At 48.0% G+C, this 18,377-nt stretch carries 21 protein-coding genes and 2 pseudogenes; 20 read left to right on the forward strand and 3 right to left on the reverse strand.

Translation table 11 applies throughout. The features are described 5' to 3' along the window. Window positions 1–13: 13 nt before the first annotated feature. The 20 genes and pseudogenes from mutM to rpmF all read left to right on the forward strand — a co-directional run. Window positions 14–820: pseudogene (gene mutM, locus JCM11969_RS18385) on the forward strand (DNA-formamidopyrimidine glycosylase); the annotation flags it as partial. A gap of 39 nt (window positions 821–859) precedes the next feature. Further along, window positions 860–1,453, forward strand: a complete 594-nt coding sequence (gene coaE, locus JCM11969_RS18390) for a dephospho-CoA kinase (protein ID WP_225353076.1) — start codon at window positions 860–862, stop codon at window positions 1,451–1,453. Between the two features lie 30 nt (window positions 1,454–1,483). After that, a complete protein-coding gene (gene nrdR / locus JCM11969_RS00370) occupies window positions 1,484–1,969 on the forward strand; it encodes a transcriptional regulator NrdR (RefSeq protein WP_054706892.1) in 486 nt (161 codons plus the stop codon). An 18-nt stretch (window positions 1,970–1,987) separates the two neighbouring features. Next, window positions 1,988–2,362 carry a replication initiation and membrane attachment family protein gene (locus JCM11969_RS00375; protein WP_054706895.1) on the forward strand — a complete coding sequence of 125 codons (375 nt, stop codon included), beginning with the start codon at window positions 1,988–1,990 and terminating at the stop codon, window positions 2,360–2,362. A gap of 2 nt (window positions 2,363–2,364) precedes the next feature. Beyond that, complete coding sequence (locus JCM11969_RS00380; protein ID WP_054706898.1) at window positions 2,365–3,408, forward strand: DnaD domain protein; 1,044 nt, start codon at window positions 2,365–2,367, stop codon at window positions 3,406–3,408. A 1-nt stretch (window position 3,409) separates the two neighbouring features. Then, the gene (gene dnaI, locus JCM11969_RS00385; protein WP_054706901.1) at window positions 3,410–4,339 is read left to right on the forward strand and encodes a primosomal protein DnaI; all 930 of its coding nucleotides are present in this window, start codon (window positions 3,410–3,412) and stop codon (window positions 4,337–4,339) included. Between the two features lie 355 nt (window positions 4,340–4,694). After that, the gene (thrS, locus tag JCM11969_RS00390) at window positions 4,695–6,638 is read left to right on the forward strand and encodes a threonine--tRNA ligase (protein ID WP_054706905.1); all 1,944 of its coding nucleotides are present in this window, start codon (window positions 4,695–4,697) and stop codon (window positions 6,636–6,638) included. Window positions 6,639–6,928: 290 nt separating this feature from the next. Continuing rightward, window positions 6,929–7,450, forward strand: a complete 522-nt coding sequence (infC, locus tag JCM11969_RS00395; protein ID WP_156319203.1) for a translation initiation factor IF-3 — start codon at window positions 6,929–6,931, stop codon at window positions 7,448–7,450. A 27-nt stretch (window positions 7,451–7,477) separates the two neighbouring features. After that, window positions 7,478–7,675, forward strand: coding sequence for a 50S ribosomal protein L35 (gene rpmI / locus JCM11969_RS00400; protein WP_054706909.1), 198 nt, complete (start codon window positions 7,478–7,480; stop codon window positions 7,673–7,675). Window positions 7,676–7,758: 83 nt separating this feature from the next. Further along, window positions 7,759–8,112, forward strand: a complete 354-nt coding sequence (gene rplT, locus JCM11969_RS00405) for a 50S ribosomal protein L20 (RefSeq protein ID WP_054706912.1) — start codon at window positions 7,759–7,761, stop codon at window positions 8,110–8,112. Between the two features lie 512 nt (window positions 8,113–8,624). Next, a complete protein-coding gene (locus JCM11969_RS00410) occupies window positions 8,625–9,170 on the forward strand; it encodes a YqeG family HAD IIIA-type phosphatase (RefSeq protein WP_173585406.1) in 546 nt (181 codons plus the stop codon). Continuing rightward, complete coding sequence (yqeH, locus tag JCM11969_RS00415) at window positions 9,154–10,290, forward strand: ribosome biogenesis GTPase YqeH (protein WP_054706915.1); 1,137 nt, start codon at window positions 9,154–9,156, stop codon at window positions 10,288–10,290. Before JCM11969_RS00410 ends, yqeH begins: the two co-directional genes overlap by 17 nt. Window positions 10,291–10,302: 12 nt before the next feature. Beyond that, on the forward strand, window positions 10,303–10,614 hold the full coding sequence (gene yhbY, locus JCM11969_RS00420) for a ribosome assembly RNA-binding protein YhbY (protein ID WP_054706919.1): 312 nt from the start codon (window positions 10,303–10,305) through the stop codon (window positions 10,612–10,614). A gap of 25 nt (window positions 10,615–10,639) precedes the next feature. Then, window positions 10,640–11,272, forward strand: coding sequence for a nicotinate-nucleotide adenylyltransferase (locus JCM11969_RS00425; RefSeq protein WP_054706923.1), 633 nt, complete (start codon window positions 10,640–10,642; stop codon window positions 11,270–11,272). Next, the gene (gene yqeK / locus JCM11969_RS00430; RefSeq protein ID WP_054706926.1) at window positions 11,265–11,876 is read left to right on the forward strand and encodes a bis(5'-nucleosyl)-tetraphosphatase (symmetrical) YqeK; all 612 of its coding nucleotides are present in this window, start codon (window positions 11,265–11,267) and stop codon (window positions 11,874–11,876) included. Before JCM11969_RS00425 ends, yqeK begins: the two co-directional genes overlap by 8 nt. A 16-nt stretch (window positions 11,877–11,892) precedes the next feature. Then, complete coding sequence (gene rsfS / locus JCM11969_RS00435) at window positions 11,893–12,249, forward strand: ribosome silencing factor (RefSeq protein ID WP_054706929.1); 357 nt, start codon at window positions 11,893–11,895, stop codon at window positions 12,247–12,249. Continuing rightward, window positions 12,246–12,997: pseudogene (locus tag JCM11969_RS00440) on the forward strand (class I SAM-dependent DNA methyltransferase). Before rsfS ends, JCM11969_RS00440 begins: the two are co-directional and overlap by 4 nt. Next, the gene (locus JCM11969_RS00445; protein ID WP_054706932.1) at window positions 12,939–14,123 is read left to right on the forward strand and encodes a nucleotidyltransferase; all 1,185 of its coding nucleotides are present in this window, start codon (window positions 12,939–12,941) and stop codon (window positions 14,121–14,123) included. Before JCM11969_RS00440 ends, JCM11969_RS00445 begins: the two are co-directional and overlap by 59 nt. 125 nt (window positions 14,124–14,248) lie before the next feature. Continuing rightward, complete coding sequence (locus JCM11969_RS00450; RefSeq protein ID WP_054706933.1) at window positions 14,249–14,806, forward strand: YceD family protein; 558 nt, start codon at window positions 14,249–14,251, stop codon at window positions 14,804–14,806. A 68-nt stretch (window positions 14,807–14,874) separates the two neighbouring features. After that, complete coding sequence (rpmF, locus tag JCM11969_RS16850) at window positions 14,875–15,054, forward strand: 50S ribosomal protein L32 (protein WP_082409092.1); 180 nt, start codon at window positions 14,875–14,877, stop codon at window positions 15,052–15,054. Window positions 15,055–15,163: 109 nt separating this feature from the next. Here the strand turns inward: rpmF and JCM11969_RS00455 are convergent, their stop codons facing one another. The 3 genes from JCM11969_RS00455 to adhP form a co-directional block, all read right to left on the reverse strand. After that, window positions 15,164–15,865, reverse strand: coding sequence for a matrixin family metalloprotease (locus tag JCM11969_RS00455; RefSeq protein ID WP_054706935.1), 702 nt, complete (start codon window positions 15,863–15,865; stop codon window positions 15,164–15,166). 204 nt (window positions 15,866–16,069) lie between these two features. Further along, window positions 16,070–16,972 (reverse strand): magnesium transporter CorA family protein, encoded by a 903-nt coding sequence (locus tag JCM11969_RS00460; protein ID WP_054706937.1) that lies wholly within the window; start codon window positions 16,970–16,972, stop codon window positions 16,070–16,072. 187 nt (window positions 16,973–17,159) lie between these two features. Next, window positions 17,160–18,182 (reverse strand): alcohol dehydrogenase AdhP, encoded by a 1,023-nt coding sequence (gene adhP, locus JCM11969_RS00465; RefSeq protein ID WP_054706939.1) that lies wholly within the window; start codon window positions 18,180–18,182, stop codon window positions 17,160–17,162. Window positions 18,183–18,377 lie beyond the last annotated feature (195 nt).

An 18,377-nucleotide genomic window follows, 5' to 3' on the forward strand; every position in this document is an offset into this window, starting at 1 on the left:
AAGGAGGGACAGTATGCCTGAGTTACCAGAAGTTGAAACGGTCCGCCGCGGCCTCACGCGACTCGTTGGCGGGGCGACTATTGACCACGTTGACGTGATTTACGAAAAAATGGTGAGTCCGGCGCCTGCTGAATTTAAACAACAATTGGCCGGTGTCACCATTGACCAGATCGACCGCCGGGGCAAGTACCTACTCTTTCGGTTTGATAATGGAATGACCATGGTGTCTCATCTGCGGATGGAAGGCAAATATGACGTCCAGCCTGAGGGGGCGCCGCTGACCAAACACACCCACGTTGTTTTCCACCTGACGGATGGTCGCGAGCTTCGGTATACCGATACGCGGAAATTTGGGCGGATGAACCTAGTCAAAAACGGTGCCGAACTTCAAGTTGCCGGTTTGAAAACGATTGGGCCGGAGCCAACACCTGACACCCTGACATTTGACTACATGAAACAGATTTTTAACAAGAGTAAAAAGGTGATCAAACCATTCTTGCTGGATCAAAGCAACATTGCTGGTCTGGGGAACATCTACGTTGACGAAACGCTTTGGATGACGCGGATCAACCCTGAGCAACCCGCCAATACGTTGACGGATTTTCAGATCCGGTTTCTGCGTGAAAACATTTTAAAGGAACTGTCCAAGGCCATTGATGGTCACGGGACAACGGTGCATTCGTTTTCCACTGCCTTTGGTAACGCTGGCGAATTCCAGAATCAGCTGAACGTTTATGGCCGTGAAGGCGAACCCTGTGTTCGGTGTGGCGCTGAATTACAAAAGACAAAAGTGGCCCAGCGCGGGACGCACTATTGTCCCCGGTGTCAGGTGCTCAAGAAGAAGCCCAGCCAGACAGTCGTGCTTGGTCTGACGGGCGGAATCGCCACTGGTAAATCTTCGGTTGCGACCGTGTTTCATGACCGGGACATCCCAGTCATTGACGCTGACCAAGTTGCGCGTGAAGTGGTCGAACCTGATTCACTCGCTTTAAGCCAGATTGCAGCGACGTTTGGCACGGCAATGATTCAACCAGACGGGACGCTTGATCGCCACCGGCTGGGCCAACGCGTGTTTAACGATGAAGATGAACTGGATAAGCTAAATGCCATCACGAGTCCGGCCATCCACAAGGCCGTGAAAAAACAGGTGGCCGCTTACCGCCGCAAACACACGCCGTTAGTGGTGTTCGATGCGCCGACGTTGTTTGAGGGTGACTACGCCTATGACGTTGATGTGATCATGGTCGTTGCGCTGGATACGGCTGCCCAATTGCAGCGGTTAATGGCACGAGATAACATGTCTGAGGCCGATGCGCGCAGCCGGATCAACAGTCAGCTGCCGTTGGCTGAAAAAATCAACGTGGCCGATATTGTCGTTGATAATGGCGGCTCTATTGATAAAACGAAAGCCCAAGTGGTAGAATGGCTTAATAAACTGCATTTGGTCGATTAATGACCAGATGGTTGAAAACGAGGTGAGACCATGCACTGTCCGCATTGCCATCATAATGGATCCCGCGTTGTTGATAGTCGGCCGACCGATGAAGGCCGGGTGATTCGGCGACGACGGGAATGCGAAAATTGCGGTTTTCGTTTTACGACCTTTGAACGGATCGAAGTGACACCGTTACTGGTGATCAAAAAGAACGGGACCAGAGAAGAATTTAATCGTGAAAAGATCCTGCGCGGTATCATTCGCTCGGCTGAAAAGCGACCGGTGGGAATGGACGTCATGACGAAGATCGTTGACGAAGTTGAAAATGAGATTCGCTCACTGGGCGAAAATGAAGTTTCGAGTCAACTGATTGGTGAATACGTTATGAAACGGCTGGCCGATGTGGATGAGATTTCCTACATCCGATTTGCCAGCGTCTACCGCCAGTTTAAGGACATGAGCGTCTTCTTAAAGGAACTCGAAGACGTCATGCAAAAAGATAAAGATAAACCAGACAAGTCTGATCAAAAATAATGAATGGGGGCGTTTCGGATGACACTGGATAACACCACCTCTCTGACCCCCAAAACGACGGTTGCCATAATGGCAACTGGCAGGTTAACTGTGGATCAGCGCGACGTGTTAGATGACCTGTATCAACCGCTGATTGGTGTGGCTGGATACGGGTTGCTGCTCGTTTTGTGGCGTCAGCTTGAATTGACCCACGGCACTCAGGTGCAGCTCAAACACAGTGAATTACTCGACCTGTTAAACATCAGTGTGAGCGAGCTAGAACACTGCCGCCAGCGGCTTGAAGCCCTGGAATTGATTCAAACCTATCGGAACCAGTCAGACAAGCTGCCGGAATTGATCTACGAACTCCAGCAGCCTGTTTCTGCCGGGACATTTTTTGGGATGATCTGTTAAGCGTGCTTTTGCTTGACGTGGTGGGTGAAAAACAGTTCAAGCGGTTACGTGACCACTTTGTGCGCCCTCAAGCGACCCATGATGGTTGGCAGAATATCTCGCGACAATTTTTAGACGTCTTTCAAGTGAACGACCGGTTGATTGCCACCCCGCCAGCGTTGATCTCGGAAACAAAAGCGGCCTTTAAGGGCAGTGACGATGTGACGAACTGGCCAAAGCAGACGGCAAGTTCGCGCTTTGATTTTGATCTGCTGATCGATATTTTAAAGCGGTCGTACGTCAACCTTGAGGATATTAAGGCCAACCGGGAACTCATTTTAAATGAGCACCTGATGTATGGCCTGACGGAGCCTGAAATGGCGGACTATATTAATCGGGCAACCAATCTAGCGACGAACGCGTTAAATGCCCGCCAGCTGCAAGCGATGATTGCGTCAGAACAACGAAATGCGACGCCAGTGACAACTGGCACGACAGCACAGACGAAAACGGCTGCGGCTAGTGAGCCTCAAAAACAGTCGACGACCAAGCACACGCCGCAGGAACAGGCACTGATCACAGTGGCAAACCAGGTGTCGCCCATGGCCTTTTTGACGAAAATGCACGAGGAAAAGGGCGGTTATGTAACTGGTGGCGAGCAGCGCATTGTTGAAGGCTTACTCAATAAACAGGTCTTTCCTAACGCTGTGGTCAACGTGCTGATCTTTTATCTGCTTATGAATATGAAACAGTCCACGCTGACCCAGCGGTTAACCGATACGATTGCCAATAGTTGGGCTCAGGCTAGCGTTAAAACGCCCGAGGATGCACTCAAAGAAATCCATCGTTACCAAAAGGAACGGGATAATCCACAACCAGGTCGCAAGGGTAATCGCCGGCAGCAAGGCACCGTTAAGGAAACCTTGCCTGACTGGGCAAAGTCGGACTACCAGCCGGATAAGAAGGCCACCGATAAGTCAGTTTCAGACGCCCAGCAACAACGGGCCATTGACCGGTTGAAAAAATTAAAATCAGAACGCCAAAATCGTGAAGGAGGTGACGCCTAGAATGGATAATATTAGTGACGCCATGCAACACTACATGGATCAACATCAACTGAATCATAACTACCAGCAACTGATGCAAAAAGTCTATCAAGATGCTGATGTTCAGGCGTTTATCAAAGAAAATGATGGTGAACTTGATGCGCAGCAGATCGACCGCTCGTCGGCAAAACTGTACGAGTACGTCACGGAAAGAGACCGCCTTGCCGCGGGTCAGCAGACGTTTGCGCCCGGGTATGAGCCGAAGCTGATCATGAACAATCATTTGATCGACGTTGCCTACCTGCCGACAGAGGCACAGGTTGCCAAACAAAAACAGCAGTCACTGCATCGACGGGTCAATTCCGTGCTGATGCCCAAGCTGATTCGTAAGGCATCTTTCGACCATTTTGATGCATCTGATAAGGATCGGGTGCCGGCGCTGATGGCGGCGCTTGATTTTACTGACGCCTACGAAGCAGCACCGAAGGACTATCATCAGGGATTGTATCTCTATGGCAGTTTTGGTGTTGGGAAGACCTATTTACTGGGGGCCATTGCCAACCAATTAGCTGAAAAGGGTTTTAAGACGACGTTGGTGCACTTTCCCAGTTTTGCAGTTGAAATGAAAAATGCGATCGGCAACAACCAGGTTGCTGAAAAATTGGACGCCATTAAGAAAGCGCCCGTTTTGATGATTGATGACATTGGTGCGGATGCCATGTCTGCCTGGGTTCGTGATGAGGTGCTCGGTGTTATTTTGGAATACCGGATGCAGTCTGAACTGACCACTTTTTTCTCATCCAACTTTTCGATGGATCAATTGGAAAAAGAACACTTACAGGTCACGCAGAAGGGCGACGTGGAGCCGTTAAAAGCGAAACGACTGATGCAACGGTTCCGTTTTTTGGCCAAGGAGATCGAAATGATTGGTACCAATCGGCGACCAAATTAACCTTGACGAACGAAATTCACCGTGGTTTAATAAAAGGCGTAATCATAAATTAAGACTTTAAATGTTTGAAAGACATGACTTGTTTGCCCTGTCCAAGAGAGAAACGACATCTTCTGTAAGGCGTTTCGTCAGGAATCACAAGCTACCACTTTCTGTATGTGCGGTGGATAATACCGTGCCGGCGGGTCCGTTACCCCTTATGAGGTCAGGCGATTGGTGCACCAATTTCCTGATGAATTCGGGTGGAACCGCGTTAACTAACGTCCCGGTGTTTGCAATATTGCAGACACCGGGATTTTTTATCCACCAGCACCGCAGCACATTTAAGTAGGTTATTTTAAAGGAGAAGATAAACATGTCAGAAATTTCATTAGAATTTCCAGATGGCAGCAAGCGTCAGTTTGAGGCAGGTGCCTCAGCAAAAGATGTTGCCCAATCGATCGCAATTAGTTTAGCAAAGAAGGCTGTTGCCGGTAAGTTAGACGGCAAATTGATCAACTTGAACGCCCCAATCAACCACGATGGCAAGATTGAGATCGTCACTAAGGACAGCGAAGATGGGTTGGCAGTTTTACGGTCAACAGTTGCTTTGCTTGCTAAAGTATCTTTGAAAGAAATTTTCTCAGATATTCGCTTTGGTGAAGACAGCGGCGACGAGGAAGGGTTGTACATCGATACTGATAAGGACGATGGTCAAGTCAGTGCTGATGATTTGGAAGCAATCAGCACCAAGATTCAATCCTTCGTTGACAAGAAGGTTGACTTAAAGCATGAATCCGTCAGCAAAGCTGAAGCATTGAAGAAGTTAGCCGGCACTAAATTTGAAGCCCAATTGGTTGAAGATTCAGAGGACGACAGTTTTGATTTTTACAACGTGGATGGCGTTGACGTTTTGAACAACGGGGTTGCCTTTGAAAATGCGGGCGACGTGAAGTTCTTCCGGCTTTTGTCAGTTGCCGGTGCGTACTTTGAAGGCAAGTCCTCAAACGACATGCTGCAACGAATCTACGGGACAGCCTTTTACAAGCAGGCTGACCTGGACGCTGACCTTAAAGCGCGTCAGGAAGCACGTGAACGCGATCACCGGGTGATCGGGAATGATCTTGACTTGTTCTTCGTTGATCCAAAGGCCGGTGCCGGTTTGCCATACTGGATGCCAAATGGTGCCACCATTCGTCGGACAATCGAACGTTACATCATCGATAAGGAAGTTGCTGATGACTACAAGCACGTTTACACCCCAGTGTTAGCTAACCTGGACCTGTATAAGACTTCCGGTCACTGGGCACATTACCGTGATGACATGTTCCCACCAATGGACATGGGCGATGGCGAAATGCTTGAATTACGGCCAATGAACTGTCCGTCACATATCCAAATTTACAACCACCACATCCGGTCATACCGTGAATTGCCACTGCGGATCGCTGAACTTGGGATGATGCACCGTTACGAAAAATCAGGTGCGTTGAGTGGGTTGCAACGGGTTCGTGAAATGACCTTGAACGATGGCCACACCTTTGTTACGTTGGACCAAGTTCAAGATGAATTTAAGAAGATCCTGACGTTGATCATGGACGTTTACAACGACTTTAACATCACCGACTACACCTTCCGTTTATCATACCGGGATCCAGCCAACACGGCGAAGTACTTCGATGATGACGAGATGTGGAACCGCAGTCAATCGATGTTGAAGGGTGCCATGGATGACCTTGGTCTTGACTACTACGAGGCTGAAGGGGAAGCTGCTTTCTACGGTCCTAAGTTGGATATCCAAACGAAGACTGCTTTGGGCAACGACGAAACCATGTCAACGATTCAATTGGACTTCATGCTGCCAGAACAGTTCGACCTGAGCTACATTGGCGCTGATGGTGAAAAGCACCGGCCAGTCATGATTCACCGTGGGATCGTTGGGACGATGGAACGCTTCATCGCTTACCTGACTGAAATCTACAAGGGTGCCTTCCCAACTTGGTTAGCCCCTAAGCAAGTCACGATCATTCCTGTTAGTGATGACAAGCATGGCGACTACGCTGAATCGTTACGTAAGAAGTTCGCTGCTGCCGACGTTCGGGTCGACGTTGATCACCGTGGCGAAAAGATGAACTATCTGATTCGTGACGCACAGACGCACAAGATTCCATACACGTTGGTTGTCGGTGACCAAGAAAAGGCCAACAATGAAGTCAGTGTTCGGAAGTACGGCGAACAGGATTCTAACAGCATGAGTGCTGATGCCTTCCTGTCAGAAGTACTGGGTGACATTGAAAACTACAGCCGCGCTGACAAATAATTGTGAAAAAGGGGGTCGACAGATAGTCGCCCCTGCGCTATAATTTGTATTCGTGAGCTTTTAAGTAAGACCAGTTGACACTAAACCGGATACATGGTATTCTAGCTTGGTTGATAAATGTAAGTAGAAGCACCCGCTTCTCGCCTCGTGACTCACGTTGCCTGGCTGATACGTAAATAACCTGACTGCAGTTAAGCAGTTCGGGAACTTTAACGGGTGCTGCTGTGAGACAGTACCCGTTTTGTTTATGCAGACTTATGTTGATTGTTTTTAAACTCACTCGGAGGTGAATGACCATAGCAAACGATATGATGGTTAACGAAGGAATCCATGCTCGTGAAGTTCGCTTGATTGCTGCAAACGGTGATCAATTGGGTATCAAGAGTAAGCGTGATGCGCTTCAGTTGGCTGACGATGCTGAATTGGATCTTGTCCTGGTTGCCCCAAAGGCAAAACCGCCAGTAGCCCGAATCATGGACTACGGGAAGTACCGGTTTGAGATGCAAAAGAAGCAACGCGAAGCTCGTAAGAAGCAAAAGGTCGTTAGCATTAAAGAAGTTCGCTTGAGTCCGTCAATTGATGACAACGACTTTAACACGAAGCTGAAGAACGCAATGAAGTTCTTAAGCAAGGGTGAAAAAGTTCGGGTCTCAATTCGATTTAAGGGTCGTGCCATTACCCATAAGGAAATTGGTCGCGACGTGTTAAACCGGATGGCTGCAGCAACTAGCGAAGTCGCTACTGTTGAACAGCGTCCGAAGATGGATGGCCGAAGCATGTTCTTGATGCTGACACCAAAAGTAGACAAATAGTTGTAAGAAATTAGGAGGATTTACGTTATGCCAAAGATGAAGACAAACCGTGCTAGTGCCAAGCGTTTCAAGGTATCTGCCAAGGGTGGTATTAAGAGCGCCAATGCTTACACCAGTCACCGTTTCCACGGTAAGACCAAGAAGCAACGTCGTCAATTGCGTGGGACTTCAATGATGAAGTCAAACACTATCAAGAAGACGTACCACGCATTATTACAAAAGTAATCAACGTTACTTCATTACAGTGACGCATCAATCGAGACACTGTTAGTCAACACGACTGACCGTAAGTATTAGGAGGAATTATTATGCCACGAGTTAAAGGTGGAACAGTTACACGCGCACGCCACAAGAAAGTTCTTAAGTTAGCCAAGGGTTACCGCGGCTCAAAGCACCGTTTGTTTAAGGTTGCTAAAGACCAAGTTATGAAGGGTGCCCAATACGCATACCGTGACCGTAAGGCCAACAAGCGTAACTTCCGTCGTTTATGGATTGCCCGGATCAACGCAGCTGCCCGGATCAATGGTCTGAGCTACAGCAAGTTGATGTTTGGGTTGAAGCAAGCTAACATCGAAGTTAACCGTAAAATGCTGGCTGACTTAGCTGTTAACGATGCAGACGCCTTCAAGGCATTTGCAGACGCTGCTAAGAAAGCTCTTTAATTAACAACTAATAAGACGAGGCCGAGGTGTTTGTTACCTTAGCCTCGTTTTTTTATGATGTGGCGCCATGCGGAGGGCTTACGCAGTAGGGAGTCAGTCTGCGGAATACGTTTCGGTAATATAAAAGTGTCGCTGTCCGCAATGCTGAACGGCTACACTCAGCTAAGATTTTCAGGAGTCAGCATCGTTGATGAACCTTCATAAGTGGCACCACAAACTTGTTAATTAATCGTTATTGGTGACTGCTCTACAGTGAGAAGCATTGCTGACAGGAAATTTCCTAGCAGTCGAGGGCGGATTCTCTTCGAACTCGCTTAAACGCCAATTTAATACTTAACTAGTAGTAAAAAATAAACGCAACGGACTGCGTACCTGCCATTGAAAAGCATTCTTTACGAACACGTTTCGACACAATAATAGTAGAAAAATTTATTTTTCAAGCAGTAGGGTTAGTCAAACAGGCGAAAGTTCAGTATAATAGACAATCAGTAGAGAAATAAAAGGAGTCCGTCATGATATCAGGATTTACGCCGACTTGGATGATTCGTGCCACGTACGATATTTCACCCGAGACGTTACTTCAGCTTGGCATCAAGGTCGTTTTAACCGATCTGGACAACACGCTGATTGCTTGGAATAACCCCTATGGCACCACTGAACTTAAGAATTGGATGCTGGACCTCGAACGGGTGGGGATTCAACTTGTTGTGGTCTCAAACAACTCGCATCGGCGGGTTAAGAAGGCCGTTGCACCGCTAGGCTTACCATTTGTTTCACGAGCATTAAAACCGCTCCCGTTTGGCATTAAACGCGCCATGCGTCAGTACCACGTCACGCCTGCACAGACAGTGATGGTGGGTGATCAGTTACTGACTGATGTCGCCGCTGCCAATGCCAGTCGGGTGCGGAGTATATTGGTGAAACCAATTGTCGCTAGTGATGCTTGGAATACAAAAATTAATCGCTTCTTTGAATATTTTGTGATGCACGGCGTCAAAAAGGCGCATCCAGAACTCACCTATCGAAAGGAAATAACCATTAATGGACGACACAACTAACACCGACGTCTTAGTTGACGGCGAAACACTGTACTGTATTGGGTGCGGTGCCCAGATTCAAACAACTGAAAAAAATAAACCTGGTTACACCCCAAAATCCGCGCTGGAAAAGGGCTTGGAAACTGGTGAACTGTATTGTCAACGCTGTTTTCGGTTACGTCACTACAATGAAATCGTGCCCGTCGGTTTAACCGATGACGATTTCCTGAAATTACTGACTCAGATTCGGGATGCTGATGCGCTGATCGTTTACGTGGTTGATATTTTCGACTTTAATGGGTCGATCATTCCAGGCCTCCACCGCTTCGTTGGCGACAACCCGATCTTATTAGTCGGTAACAAGGAAGATCTTCTACCACGGTCGTTAAAACGGCCTAAGCTGCGGGACTGGATCCGCCAACGTGCAAATGAACAGGGACTTCGGCCAATGGATGTCGCACTGGTTTCTGCAAAAACGAATCACTCAGTTGACCAACTGTTGCAGCAGATCGATAAGTATCGTGAGGGTCGCGACGTTTACATCGTTGGTGTCACAAACGTGGGTAAATCAACGTTGATCAACCAGATCATCCACCAACGGACGGGTGAACAAAATGTCATTACCACGTCACGGTTCCCCGGCACGACGCTTGATCGCATTGAGATTCCATTAGATGACGGTCACGCCTTAGTGGACACCCCTGGAATCATCCATGAGTCACAAATGGCACACTTCCTCTCGGGGAAAGATTTAAAGATCGCCGCACCACAGAAGCAAATTAAACCAAAGGTGTTCCAACTTAATGACCAGCAAACCATCTTCTTGGCAGGACTGGCTCGTTTTGACTATGTCAGCGGCCCCAAGAACGGATTCACCGTTTACGTTGAAAATACGCTGCCGCTGCACCGAACTAAGTTGGAAAATGCGGATAACTTCTATGAAAAACACGTGGGTGACTTATTGACACCGCCTAGTGATCTTGACCAATTGCCACCATTGACCCGGCATGAGTTCAAAATCATCGAAAAGAGTGATCTCGTTTTTGAGGGCCTTGGCTGGGTGACGGTTCCAGCGGGGACAGTTGTCGCCGGTTACGCGCCGAAAGGTGTTGGCGTACTGGTTCGAAAAGCAATGATTTAAGGAGAATTGAATTTGACATTAACAGGAAAACAAAAACATTATTTACGGTCTCAAGCCCATCATTTACACCCCATTTTTTCAGTCGGGAAGAACGGCTTGAACCCTGAATGGTTGGCGCAGCTTGATGGCGCACTGCAAAAGCGGGAACTGATCAAGATCAACCTGCAGCAGGCCGCCGATGAAAGTGTGAGCGATGTTCAGGCTTACATTGAGGCAGAAACACCGATTCAGGTCGTTCAGACGATCGGCCGGGTACTGGTTTTATTCCAACCCGCCGAAGACGAAAAATATCAACGCTATTCACTTAACGTTGACCAGTTGTAAGAAACACGCGTAAGGGGATATTGAGATGGTAAAGGTACTGGAACGCACAGAAACCAAGGTTGTCGAACAACTGGCTGCCAGCGTGCAAAAAAAGCGCATTGGTATCCTGGGGGGCACCTTTAATCCGCCGCACCTTGGCCACCTGATCATGGCTGACCAGGTGAAGGATCAGCTTGGTCTTGACCGAGTATTATTTATGCCGGACGCCAACCCGCCGCACGTTGACCGAAAGTTTGCAATCGATGCGGATGAACGGGTCAAAATGGTCTGTCAAAGTATCGAGGGCAACCCAGACTTTGGTTTAGAACTTACGGAAGTGCGTCGTGGGGGCATTAGTTATACCTATGACACCATGGTCGAACTAAAGAGAAAACACCCTGAAAATGACTACTACTTCATTATTGGTGGTGATATGGTGGCCTATTTGCCAAAGTGGCACCGCATTGATGACCTGCTTAAACTCGTGCAGTTTGTGGGGGTGCGGCGAGAACATTCGCCGTTAACATCTCAATATCCCGTTTTGTGGGTGGATGTGCCGGTGATCGACATCAGCTCAACGACCATTCGTGAGCGGGTGAAGCATGGTGAATCGATTCGATACATGGTGGCAGATCCGGTAGCTGATTTTATAAAGGAGCGACAATTATACCGTGACTAGTGACTTAGTTTATTCAGATCATTATACGACGGACACAAGGAATCAATTGTTAGCAAAAATTGAGGCGCATTTACGTCCCGAACGGTTTGCCCATGTCCAACGCGTCGAGCAGACAGCTATTGCGTTAGCCAAGCAGTACGGTGCTGATGTTGAAAAGACCTCGATTGCTGGGTTGGTCCATGATTATGCCAAACAACGTCCTGATAGCGATTTTTTGCAAGCTATCAGCGATTACAGATTGGATCCTGACTTGGCTAACTGGAATAATGCCATCTGGCACGGGGTGGTCGGCCCTGAGTTTATCAAGCGAGAACTCGGCATTTATGATGAAGAGATTCTGAATGCCGTTCGGTATCATACCACGGGGAATCCCTACATGACGACCCTTGAGAAGATCGTGTACATGGCAGATTACATTGAACCGGCACGTGACTTTGATGGTGTGGCTGAAGCCCGTGAAATGACCGCCCGGGATCTGGATCTCGGGGTGGCCTTTCAAACGTGGCACACGCTGACGTATCTGATCGCAGAAAACAAAGCGATTTACCCGAAAACGATTGAAACTTACAACGCATGGGTCCCGACTAGCGGACTCGTTAAATAAGGAGCGATTAATCTATATGGATAGTAAACAAATTTTAGAAGTGGCTGTGAAAGCCGCAAACGACAAGCGAGCCGAAGATATTTTGGCACTCGACATGGAAAAGGTTAGCCTGATCACCGATTATTTTTTGATCATGGATGCGACCTCAAACCGTCAAGTACAGGCCATTACTGACGCCGTTCACGATGCAGCGGATGCCGCTGATATTGACGTGAAACGCATCGAAGGCCGGGAAGCTGGTCGCTGGGTGCTCATTGATTTGGGTGACGTCATGGTTCACGTGTTCCAAAAAGAGGAACGTGGGCATTACAACCTTGAAAAACTTTGGTCTGACGCACCTACTGTTGACCTGAGTGACTGGGTCGAAGCATGATTTACCAGACTTTTGCTAAGTTATACGATGAGCTGTTTGACCCGCAACTGTATGCGGATTGGGCAGCTTTTACGCGTCAGACGGTGCGGCAGCCTGACCAGCCCTTACTTGAACTTGCTTGTGGGACTGGCCGTCTAGCTGTTCAATTGGCGCAGGAGGATTTGATGTCACTGGGTTTGATCTGTCAGAAGAGATGCTGACCTTAGCGGATCAGCATGTGCGTGAGGCGGATGTCGCCTTGCCGTTGATCCAGGGAAACATGCTGGATCTCAGCGAGCTGCCGGTTTATCAAACCGTGACCTGCTACGCCGACTCGCTGTGTTATTTACCAGACGAAACCGCGCTGCAGACTGTGTTTGAGCAGGTCGCGGGTCATCTAACGACAACCGGCCAGTTTCTGTTTGACGTGATCACCCCGCACCAAACAGATGACGTCTATCCTGGGTACATGTACAACTACCGTGATGAAGACCGGGCGTTCCTGTGGTCCAGTGATGAAGCCGATGAACCGCACGCTGTAGAACATGACCTGACGTTCTTTACCTATAACAGTGCTAAGGATGCTTACGATGAAGTGTCAGAACTGCATCATGAGCGGACCTATGAGTTATCGGTCTACCGGCAATTGTTACAGGCAGCTGGCTTTAATCGGGTGACGGTGAGTGCCGACTTTGGGCGTCAGCAACCTGATGCGCAGACCACGCGCTGGTTCTTTGTTTGTGAAAAAGGGGACGGTCAAAACGACTAATGCGCTAGGCATCATTGCTGAATACAATCCGTTCCATAACGGGCACAAGTATCAGTTGGTAACAGCTAAACGTCGAGCCAATGCGGACGTCACGGTCGCGGTGATGAGCGGTAACTGGGTACAACGGGGTGAACCGGCACTGTTAGATAAATGGCAGCGGACCCGGCTGGCACTAGAAAACGGACTGGACCTCGTTGTGGAATTGCCATTTGAAATGGCGGTGCAACCGGCGCACTTGTTTGCGGCGGGTGCGGTGAACTATCTGCACATGCTGGGGTGTGAGACTCTGGCGTTTGGTGCCGAACATCCAGACATGGATTTCGCACAACTGGTCGCAAATCAACCAGCGTCTCAAACGGCGCATTTTAAGCAGTTTGACGAGACCTACCCAACGCTGTTCAATGACTATTTAGAACAGCAGACGGGAATTGATCTCCGCGCGTCAAACGACATTCTGGGGTTTACCTATGTGGCAGCAAATGCGCGCTTGCAAACGCCGATGACGATCCTGCCGATTCAACGCCAGACCAGTGACCATCAGTCAGAAACGATTGGTGAAACGACCATTGCGAGTGGGGCGGCAATTCGTAAGGCGTTTAAAAAACAGGATTGGGCGGACATTGCGCAAGTGGTGCCCCCAACGACCTTATCAGCGTTGCAAACTCAGCCTACAGTCGATAGGGAGACGTTTTGGCCGCAGTTACGGTATCAATTGTTGTTAGCGGCGATGCCAGACCTTCAGCGGATCTACCAGATGAGTGAGGGCATTGAATACCGACTCAAACAGGCAGCATTGCCAGCCACGGGGTTCCAGGATTTTCTGCGACGGGCGAAGACCAAACGGTTTACCTATGCGCGGTTACAGCGTCTATGCGTGTACGTGCTCTTACAGGTCACAACCGTCGCACCAAATACGCAACCGCGCTACTGCCGGGTCCTCGGGTTTTCTCATAAGGGTCAGGCGTATCTTAACGAGATCAAAAAAGCGTTGCCGGTTCCCGTGATTTCGAAGGTGACGGATGACTGGATCAATGGCCCATATCGACTAGATTATCAGGCCGGCTTGTTGCGCCAGATGATGACTGGTATCGATCAGGACCGGTTACAGCATCCCGTCATTTTGTAATAGTTTAAACAGTAAAGGTCGAATTAGGCGTTAACTTAAGGGTTAAATAAGACTATCAAGGAAATTACCTTGACAACCTAAATCGGGCTAGGTATAATAATAAAGTTGCATTAGGAGGGTTCGTTGTGAAACTTTCATTGACCGAATTGCGTAAGAACTATCGACACGAGTCGTTAAAGTTCGATACCACCTTGGATCTCAAGACTTCACTGATGGAACGTTACCCGGATGAAGTGCTTGATGCCACCCCTGTTAAAGTATCAGGAATGGCAAGCGTTGAATCCAGTGGTGATATTCTCATCTACGCCCATGTATCCGCAACGTTAACGGTGCCGTCATCGCGGTCATTAGACCCGGTCAGCCTGCCGACAGACTTTGACATGATAGAGTTTTATGTTGATAGTCATGAAGCGGTCGACCGTTACGAAAAGACGGACGTTGTCCTCTACGTTGAGGATGATGAAATTGACGTTGATAAGGCGGTAGCAGATAACCTGTTACTTCAGATTCCCATGCAAATTCTGACGCCGGCTGAGCAATCAGCCAAGTCGTTGCCTGAGGGCAAGAGCTGGTCGGTGACCATTGAAGGTCAAGACGATGCGTCAGATGCTCAAACTGTTGATCCACGTCTTGCTAAACTGCAGAATTTCTTTCAGGACGATGCGTCTAAGAAGAAGGACTGAAGTTGACGACAAGACTTTTAAAAATTTTTCACTAGTGGACAAATTTTAGACCAAAGGAGGTGTTGGTTTTGGCTGTACCAGCACGTAAAACTTCAAAGACAAAGAAGCGTATGCGCCGTGGACACATCAAGTTGCAAACACCTAACTTGAGTGCCTGCCCAAACTGTGGTGAATTACGTGTATCACACGTTGTTTGCCCTAACTGCGGCTTCTATGATGGCCGTCAAGTTGTTACGACTAACAACTAATTGAAGCTTTCTACACAGACAAAAAACCACCCTACGAGAACCGCGGTCTCGGGGTGGCTTTTTTGTGTCTTCAGCCTAATTTTGTCGTGATAGGATAATCGCCCTATGGTTAGTGATGACCCGGCACGATAATTAATTGCAGGTCAGCTTCATCGCCCAGGGTTTGATTTAACAGGGGTAAAATGCGCGTCCCATATTTGATTGCCGTATCACCAGCAGGGATGCTGGGTAATGGTGTGCCATTCGCGCCAACTTGATATTGGGCTTTTACGGCCGCCACATCGACTGCTTGAACGGAATAATAGCGGTTCGCGTAATACATCACACTTTTTTGCCCCTGGTTATGATTAAGCCCCATGGCATGCCCAAGCTCATGTTCTGCAACATGAACCCGTTGCGCAGTTGTGTAGTGGCTCGCTTTGACAACGCTGGTGTTAATGTAGGTCGTCACGGTGATGATCTGGTTATCTGCCGTGTGCTGAATGCTGGTGAGACCGCTTAAATCGGGTTGATACAGCGAGGCAGGCAGACTGGTTGCCGTAATCTGAGCGGATGCGTGTGGTGTGAGGTCAAATGAAAAGACATGTTTGCTGTTCCAGACTTGAATTGCTTTTTGCCAGACACTTGTGTAGTAGGTACCAGCCTTAATGTGAATCGTTGCTTCAGGTTCCGAGAAACGATAGGGAAAGACTGGCGTGATCGCCGCGTTAGCAGACAGTGCTGAAAATGAGCTGTATAGTAGCGTTACGAGGCCCATAAGTAGGGCTTTAACCACGAATTGACGCGTTCGGCGCGTCCTTAAACCAGTCATGGTCGCTTACCTCCACTATTTAGGATGAGGTCATGATAGCACAAAATCCTATATAATGAATTATTTTAGCTTATCAAAAGTAAGCGTTACGAAACGTATAAACCGCCATCGTCGTATTGAGCCATAAAATCATCTAAAAGCCCACGCAACATTGCAAGAGACAATGTGACGTGGGGATTTTGGATGAATGAGCTAACTGTTGTTTTAAGATTTATTCATAAAATGTCGCAAGAGGAATCCTAATCCCATCCAAAGAATGGCGGCAATCACCAGCGTGATGACCCAGCTCCAAGCACCATGCTGGAAGGGGAGCTGGACGTTCATCCCAAAAAAACCGGAGACGATGGTTGGAATCGTCAAAAGCAGGGACCAGACCGTCAAAAATTTCATGGTGTCGTTTAGGCCGTTGTTTAAGACGTTATTGTAAGTGCCCGATAGCTGATCCAGAATTTGCCCAGTCAGTTGCGTCATTTCCGATAATTGGTTGGCTTCGATCAGGGCATCATCAAGGACTTCCTGGTCGGTCTCTGACAGTTGTTTGTAGATCTGGAGCGCCTTAAGCTGTTCCAACACCACCGCATTCTGTTTTGCCGCTGTCATGAGATAGATCAGACCGGTTTCCAGATCAGAGAGGCTCAGAAGGTTGCCCTTAGTTGTTTTAATTTTAAGCCGTTCTGTGATCTCTTTGCGTTCCTGGTCCACTTGTTCAACCAATGGGAAAAACGCGTCTGAGACGTGAAAGAGGCTGGTAAAGAGGAATTGATACACACTGGCCGAATCAGGAAGCGCCTTGGCTTGTTGCATCATTGCAATAACGTAGTCTGATTCTGGAAAGTTGATGGTGATCAGGGTGTTGTTCTTGATCATAAAGGTCATTGGCACGGCTTCATAGTGCTGATCGACCTTTTTCGTGTTGGCAACATGAAACACCAACAGGAAGGTCTTGGTTTCATCGTCGTATTCAACGTGCGCCCGTTCATTTGGGTCAGTTGCATAATCAAGGACTTCTGCATCCAGGTGATAGGTTTCTTGAATCGTTTTAATATCTTGCGGGGCTGTTGTTTTAACGGCAACCCAGGTAAACTGATTAAACTGCTGCGTTTCCATATTATGGCTCCTTAGTGGGCATTCTCCCGGTAAATCATTACCTCTATTATGGCACAATTTGGTCAACTTAATGGGATCAATTCTTATACCACAAAAAACAATGACTTCACAAGCCCACGGCGGGATGTGAAACCATTGTTTTTATTCAGGTAGTTCAGTGGTTACGTGAACCATTTCTTAAATGCGATTATTTTTCCTTAGTGAAGTCAATAACCATCCGGCCAGTGATCTCGCCACGTTTCATTTCGTCGATGATGTCGTTGATTTCGCTTAAACGACGGGTCTTAACGATTGGGTGAACTAAGCCTTCAGCACCGAATTGGAACGTTTCAGCTAAGTCTTGACGAGTCCCAACAAGGGAACCAGCGACTTGGATACCATCTAAAACAGTCTTGGCAATGTTTAATTCCATGTCGCCTTGTGGTAAGGCAACAGCAACTAACCGGCCATCTGGACGCAGGGCGTTTACGGATTGGGTAAAGGCATCATTGTTAACAGCTGTGACTTGCGCGTTGTGCACACCGCCAACTTGTTTTTGGATTTCTTCAGCGACATCCTGCGTATGACGGTTGATTAAAATGTCAGCGCCGTTTTCCTTAGCAGCGGCTAACTTGTCTTCGTTACCATCAACAGCGACAACGTGGGCGCCAAAGACGTGCTTAGCGTATTGGATAGCTAAGTTTCCTAAACCACCGGCACCAACGACTTCAACCCATTGGCCAGGCTTTGTTTCGCCGACTTTAAGGGCTTTGTACATGGTCACACCGGCACAGGTCAATGAGGTTGCTTCAACTGGGTCAAGGCCTTCTGGCACTTTAACGGCGTAGTTGGCGTCAACGATAACTTGTTGTGCCATGGCACCGTCAACAGTAAAGCCGGAGTTTTGGACGTTACGGCAAAGCGTTTCACGACCTGTGAGACAGTATTCACAATGGCCACAGCCCTTGAAGAACCAAGCGATGGAAACGCGATCGCCGACCTTCAAGTTTTCAACGTCATCGGCAACTTGTGAAACGATCCCAACACCTTCGTGACCAATGATCCGGCCAGGGAACTTGCCGAAGTCACCAGCTGCAACGTGTAAATCAGTGTGGCAAAGGCCACAATATTCAACGTCAACTAAGGCTTCACCGTGCTTGATAGGACGGAGGGTAACGTCTTTAATATCTACATATCCATCTACTGAATCGCGAATAACTGCTGCTTTCATTATTGAATAACCTCTTTCATCTGTCTGAGTTGTTTAATTTTTTCACAATGTTATTTAACCACATCTCTTACAGAAATACAAGTGATTTCGTGAGCAATCATAATTATTTTCACATAATAATTTGATGAAGAAAAATTCCCTTTATTTTCATTAATATGAGAGTTGAATGAAACTCCATTGGAATTAACTGAAATT

The sequence above is a fragment of the Secundilactobacillus paracollinoides DSM 15502 = JCM 11969 genome (genome assembly GCF_001311135.1).
In the GTDB taxonomy this organism is placed as follows: domain Bacteria; phylum Bacillota; class Bacilli; order Lactobacillales; family Lactobacillaceae; genus Secundilactobacillus; species Secundilactobacillus paracollinoides.

Excerpts from the sequence above, each read along its gene's own strand:
- nrdR (WP_054706892.1), top strand. The coding sequence starts at position 1,484 with ATGCACTGTCCGCATTGCCATCATAATGGATCCCGCGTTGTTGATAGT.
- JCM11969_RS00375 (WP_054706895.1), top strand. The coding sequence starts at position 1,988 with ATGACACTGGATAACACCACCTCTCTGACCCCCAAAACGACGGTTGCC.
- dnaI (WP_054706901.1), top strand. The coding sequence starts at position 3,410 with ATGGATAATATTAGTGACGCCATGCAACACTACATGGATCAACATCAA.
- thrS (WP_054706905.1), top strand. The coding sequence starts at position 4,695 with ATGTCAGAAATTTCATTAGAATTTCCAGATGGCAGCAAGCGTCAGTTT.
- infC (WP_156319203.1), top strand. The coding sequence starts at position 6,929 with ATGACCATAGCAAACGATATGATGGTTAACGAAGGAATCCATGCTCGT.
- rpmI (WP_054706909.1), top strand. The coding sequence starts at position 7,478 with ATGCCAAAGATGAAGACAAACCGTGCTAGTGCCAAGCGTTTCAAGGTA.
- rplT (WP_054706912.1), top strand. The coding sequence starts at position 7,759 with ATGCCACGAGTTAAAGGTGGAACAGTTACACGCGCACGCCACAAGAAA.
- JCM11969_RS00410 (WP_173585406.1), top strand. The coding sequence starts at position 8,625 with ATGATATCAGGATTTACGCCGACTTGGATGATTCGTGCCACGTACGAT.
- yqeH (WP_054706915.1), top strand. The coding sequence starts at position 9,154 with ATGGACGACACAACTAACACCGACGTCTTAGTTGACGGCGAAACACTG.
- JCM11969_RS00425 (WP_054706923.1), top strand. The coding sequence starts at position 10,640 with ATGGTAAAGGTACTGGAACGCACAGAAACCAAGGTTGTCGAACAACTG.
- rsfS (WP_054706929.1), top strand. The coding sequence starts at position 11,893 with ATGGATAGTAAACAAATTTTAGAAGTGGCTGTGAAAGCCGCAAACGAC.
- JCM11969_RS00445 (WP_054706932.1), top strand. The coding sequence starts at position 12,939 with ATGCGCAGACCACGCGCTGGTTCTTTGTTTGTGAAAAAGGGGACGGTC.
- JCM11969_RS00455 (WP_054706935.1), bottom strand. The coding sequence starts at position 15,865 with ATGACTGGTTTAAGGACGCGCCGAACGCGTCAATTCGTGGTTAAAGCC.
- JCM11969_RS00460 (WP_054706937.1), bottom strand. The coding sequence starts at position 16,972 with ATGGAAACGCAGCAGTTTAATCAGTTTACCTGGGTTGCCGTTAAAACA.
- adhP (WP_054706939.1), bottom strand. The coding sequence starts at position 18,182 with ATGAAAGCAGCAGTTATTCGCGATTCAGTAGATGGATATGTAGATATT.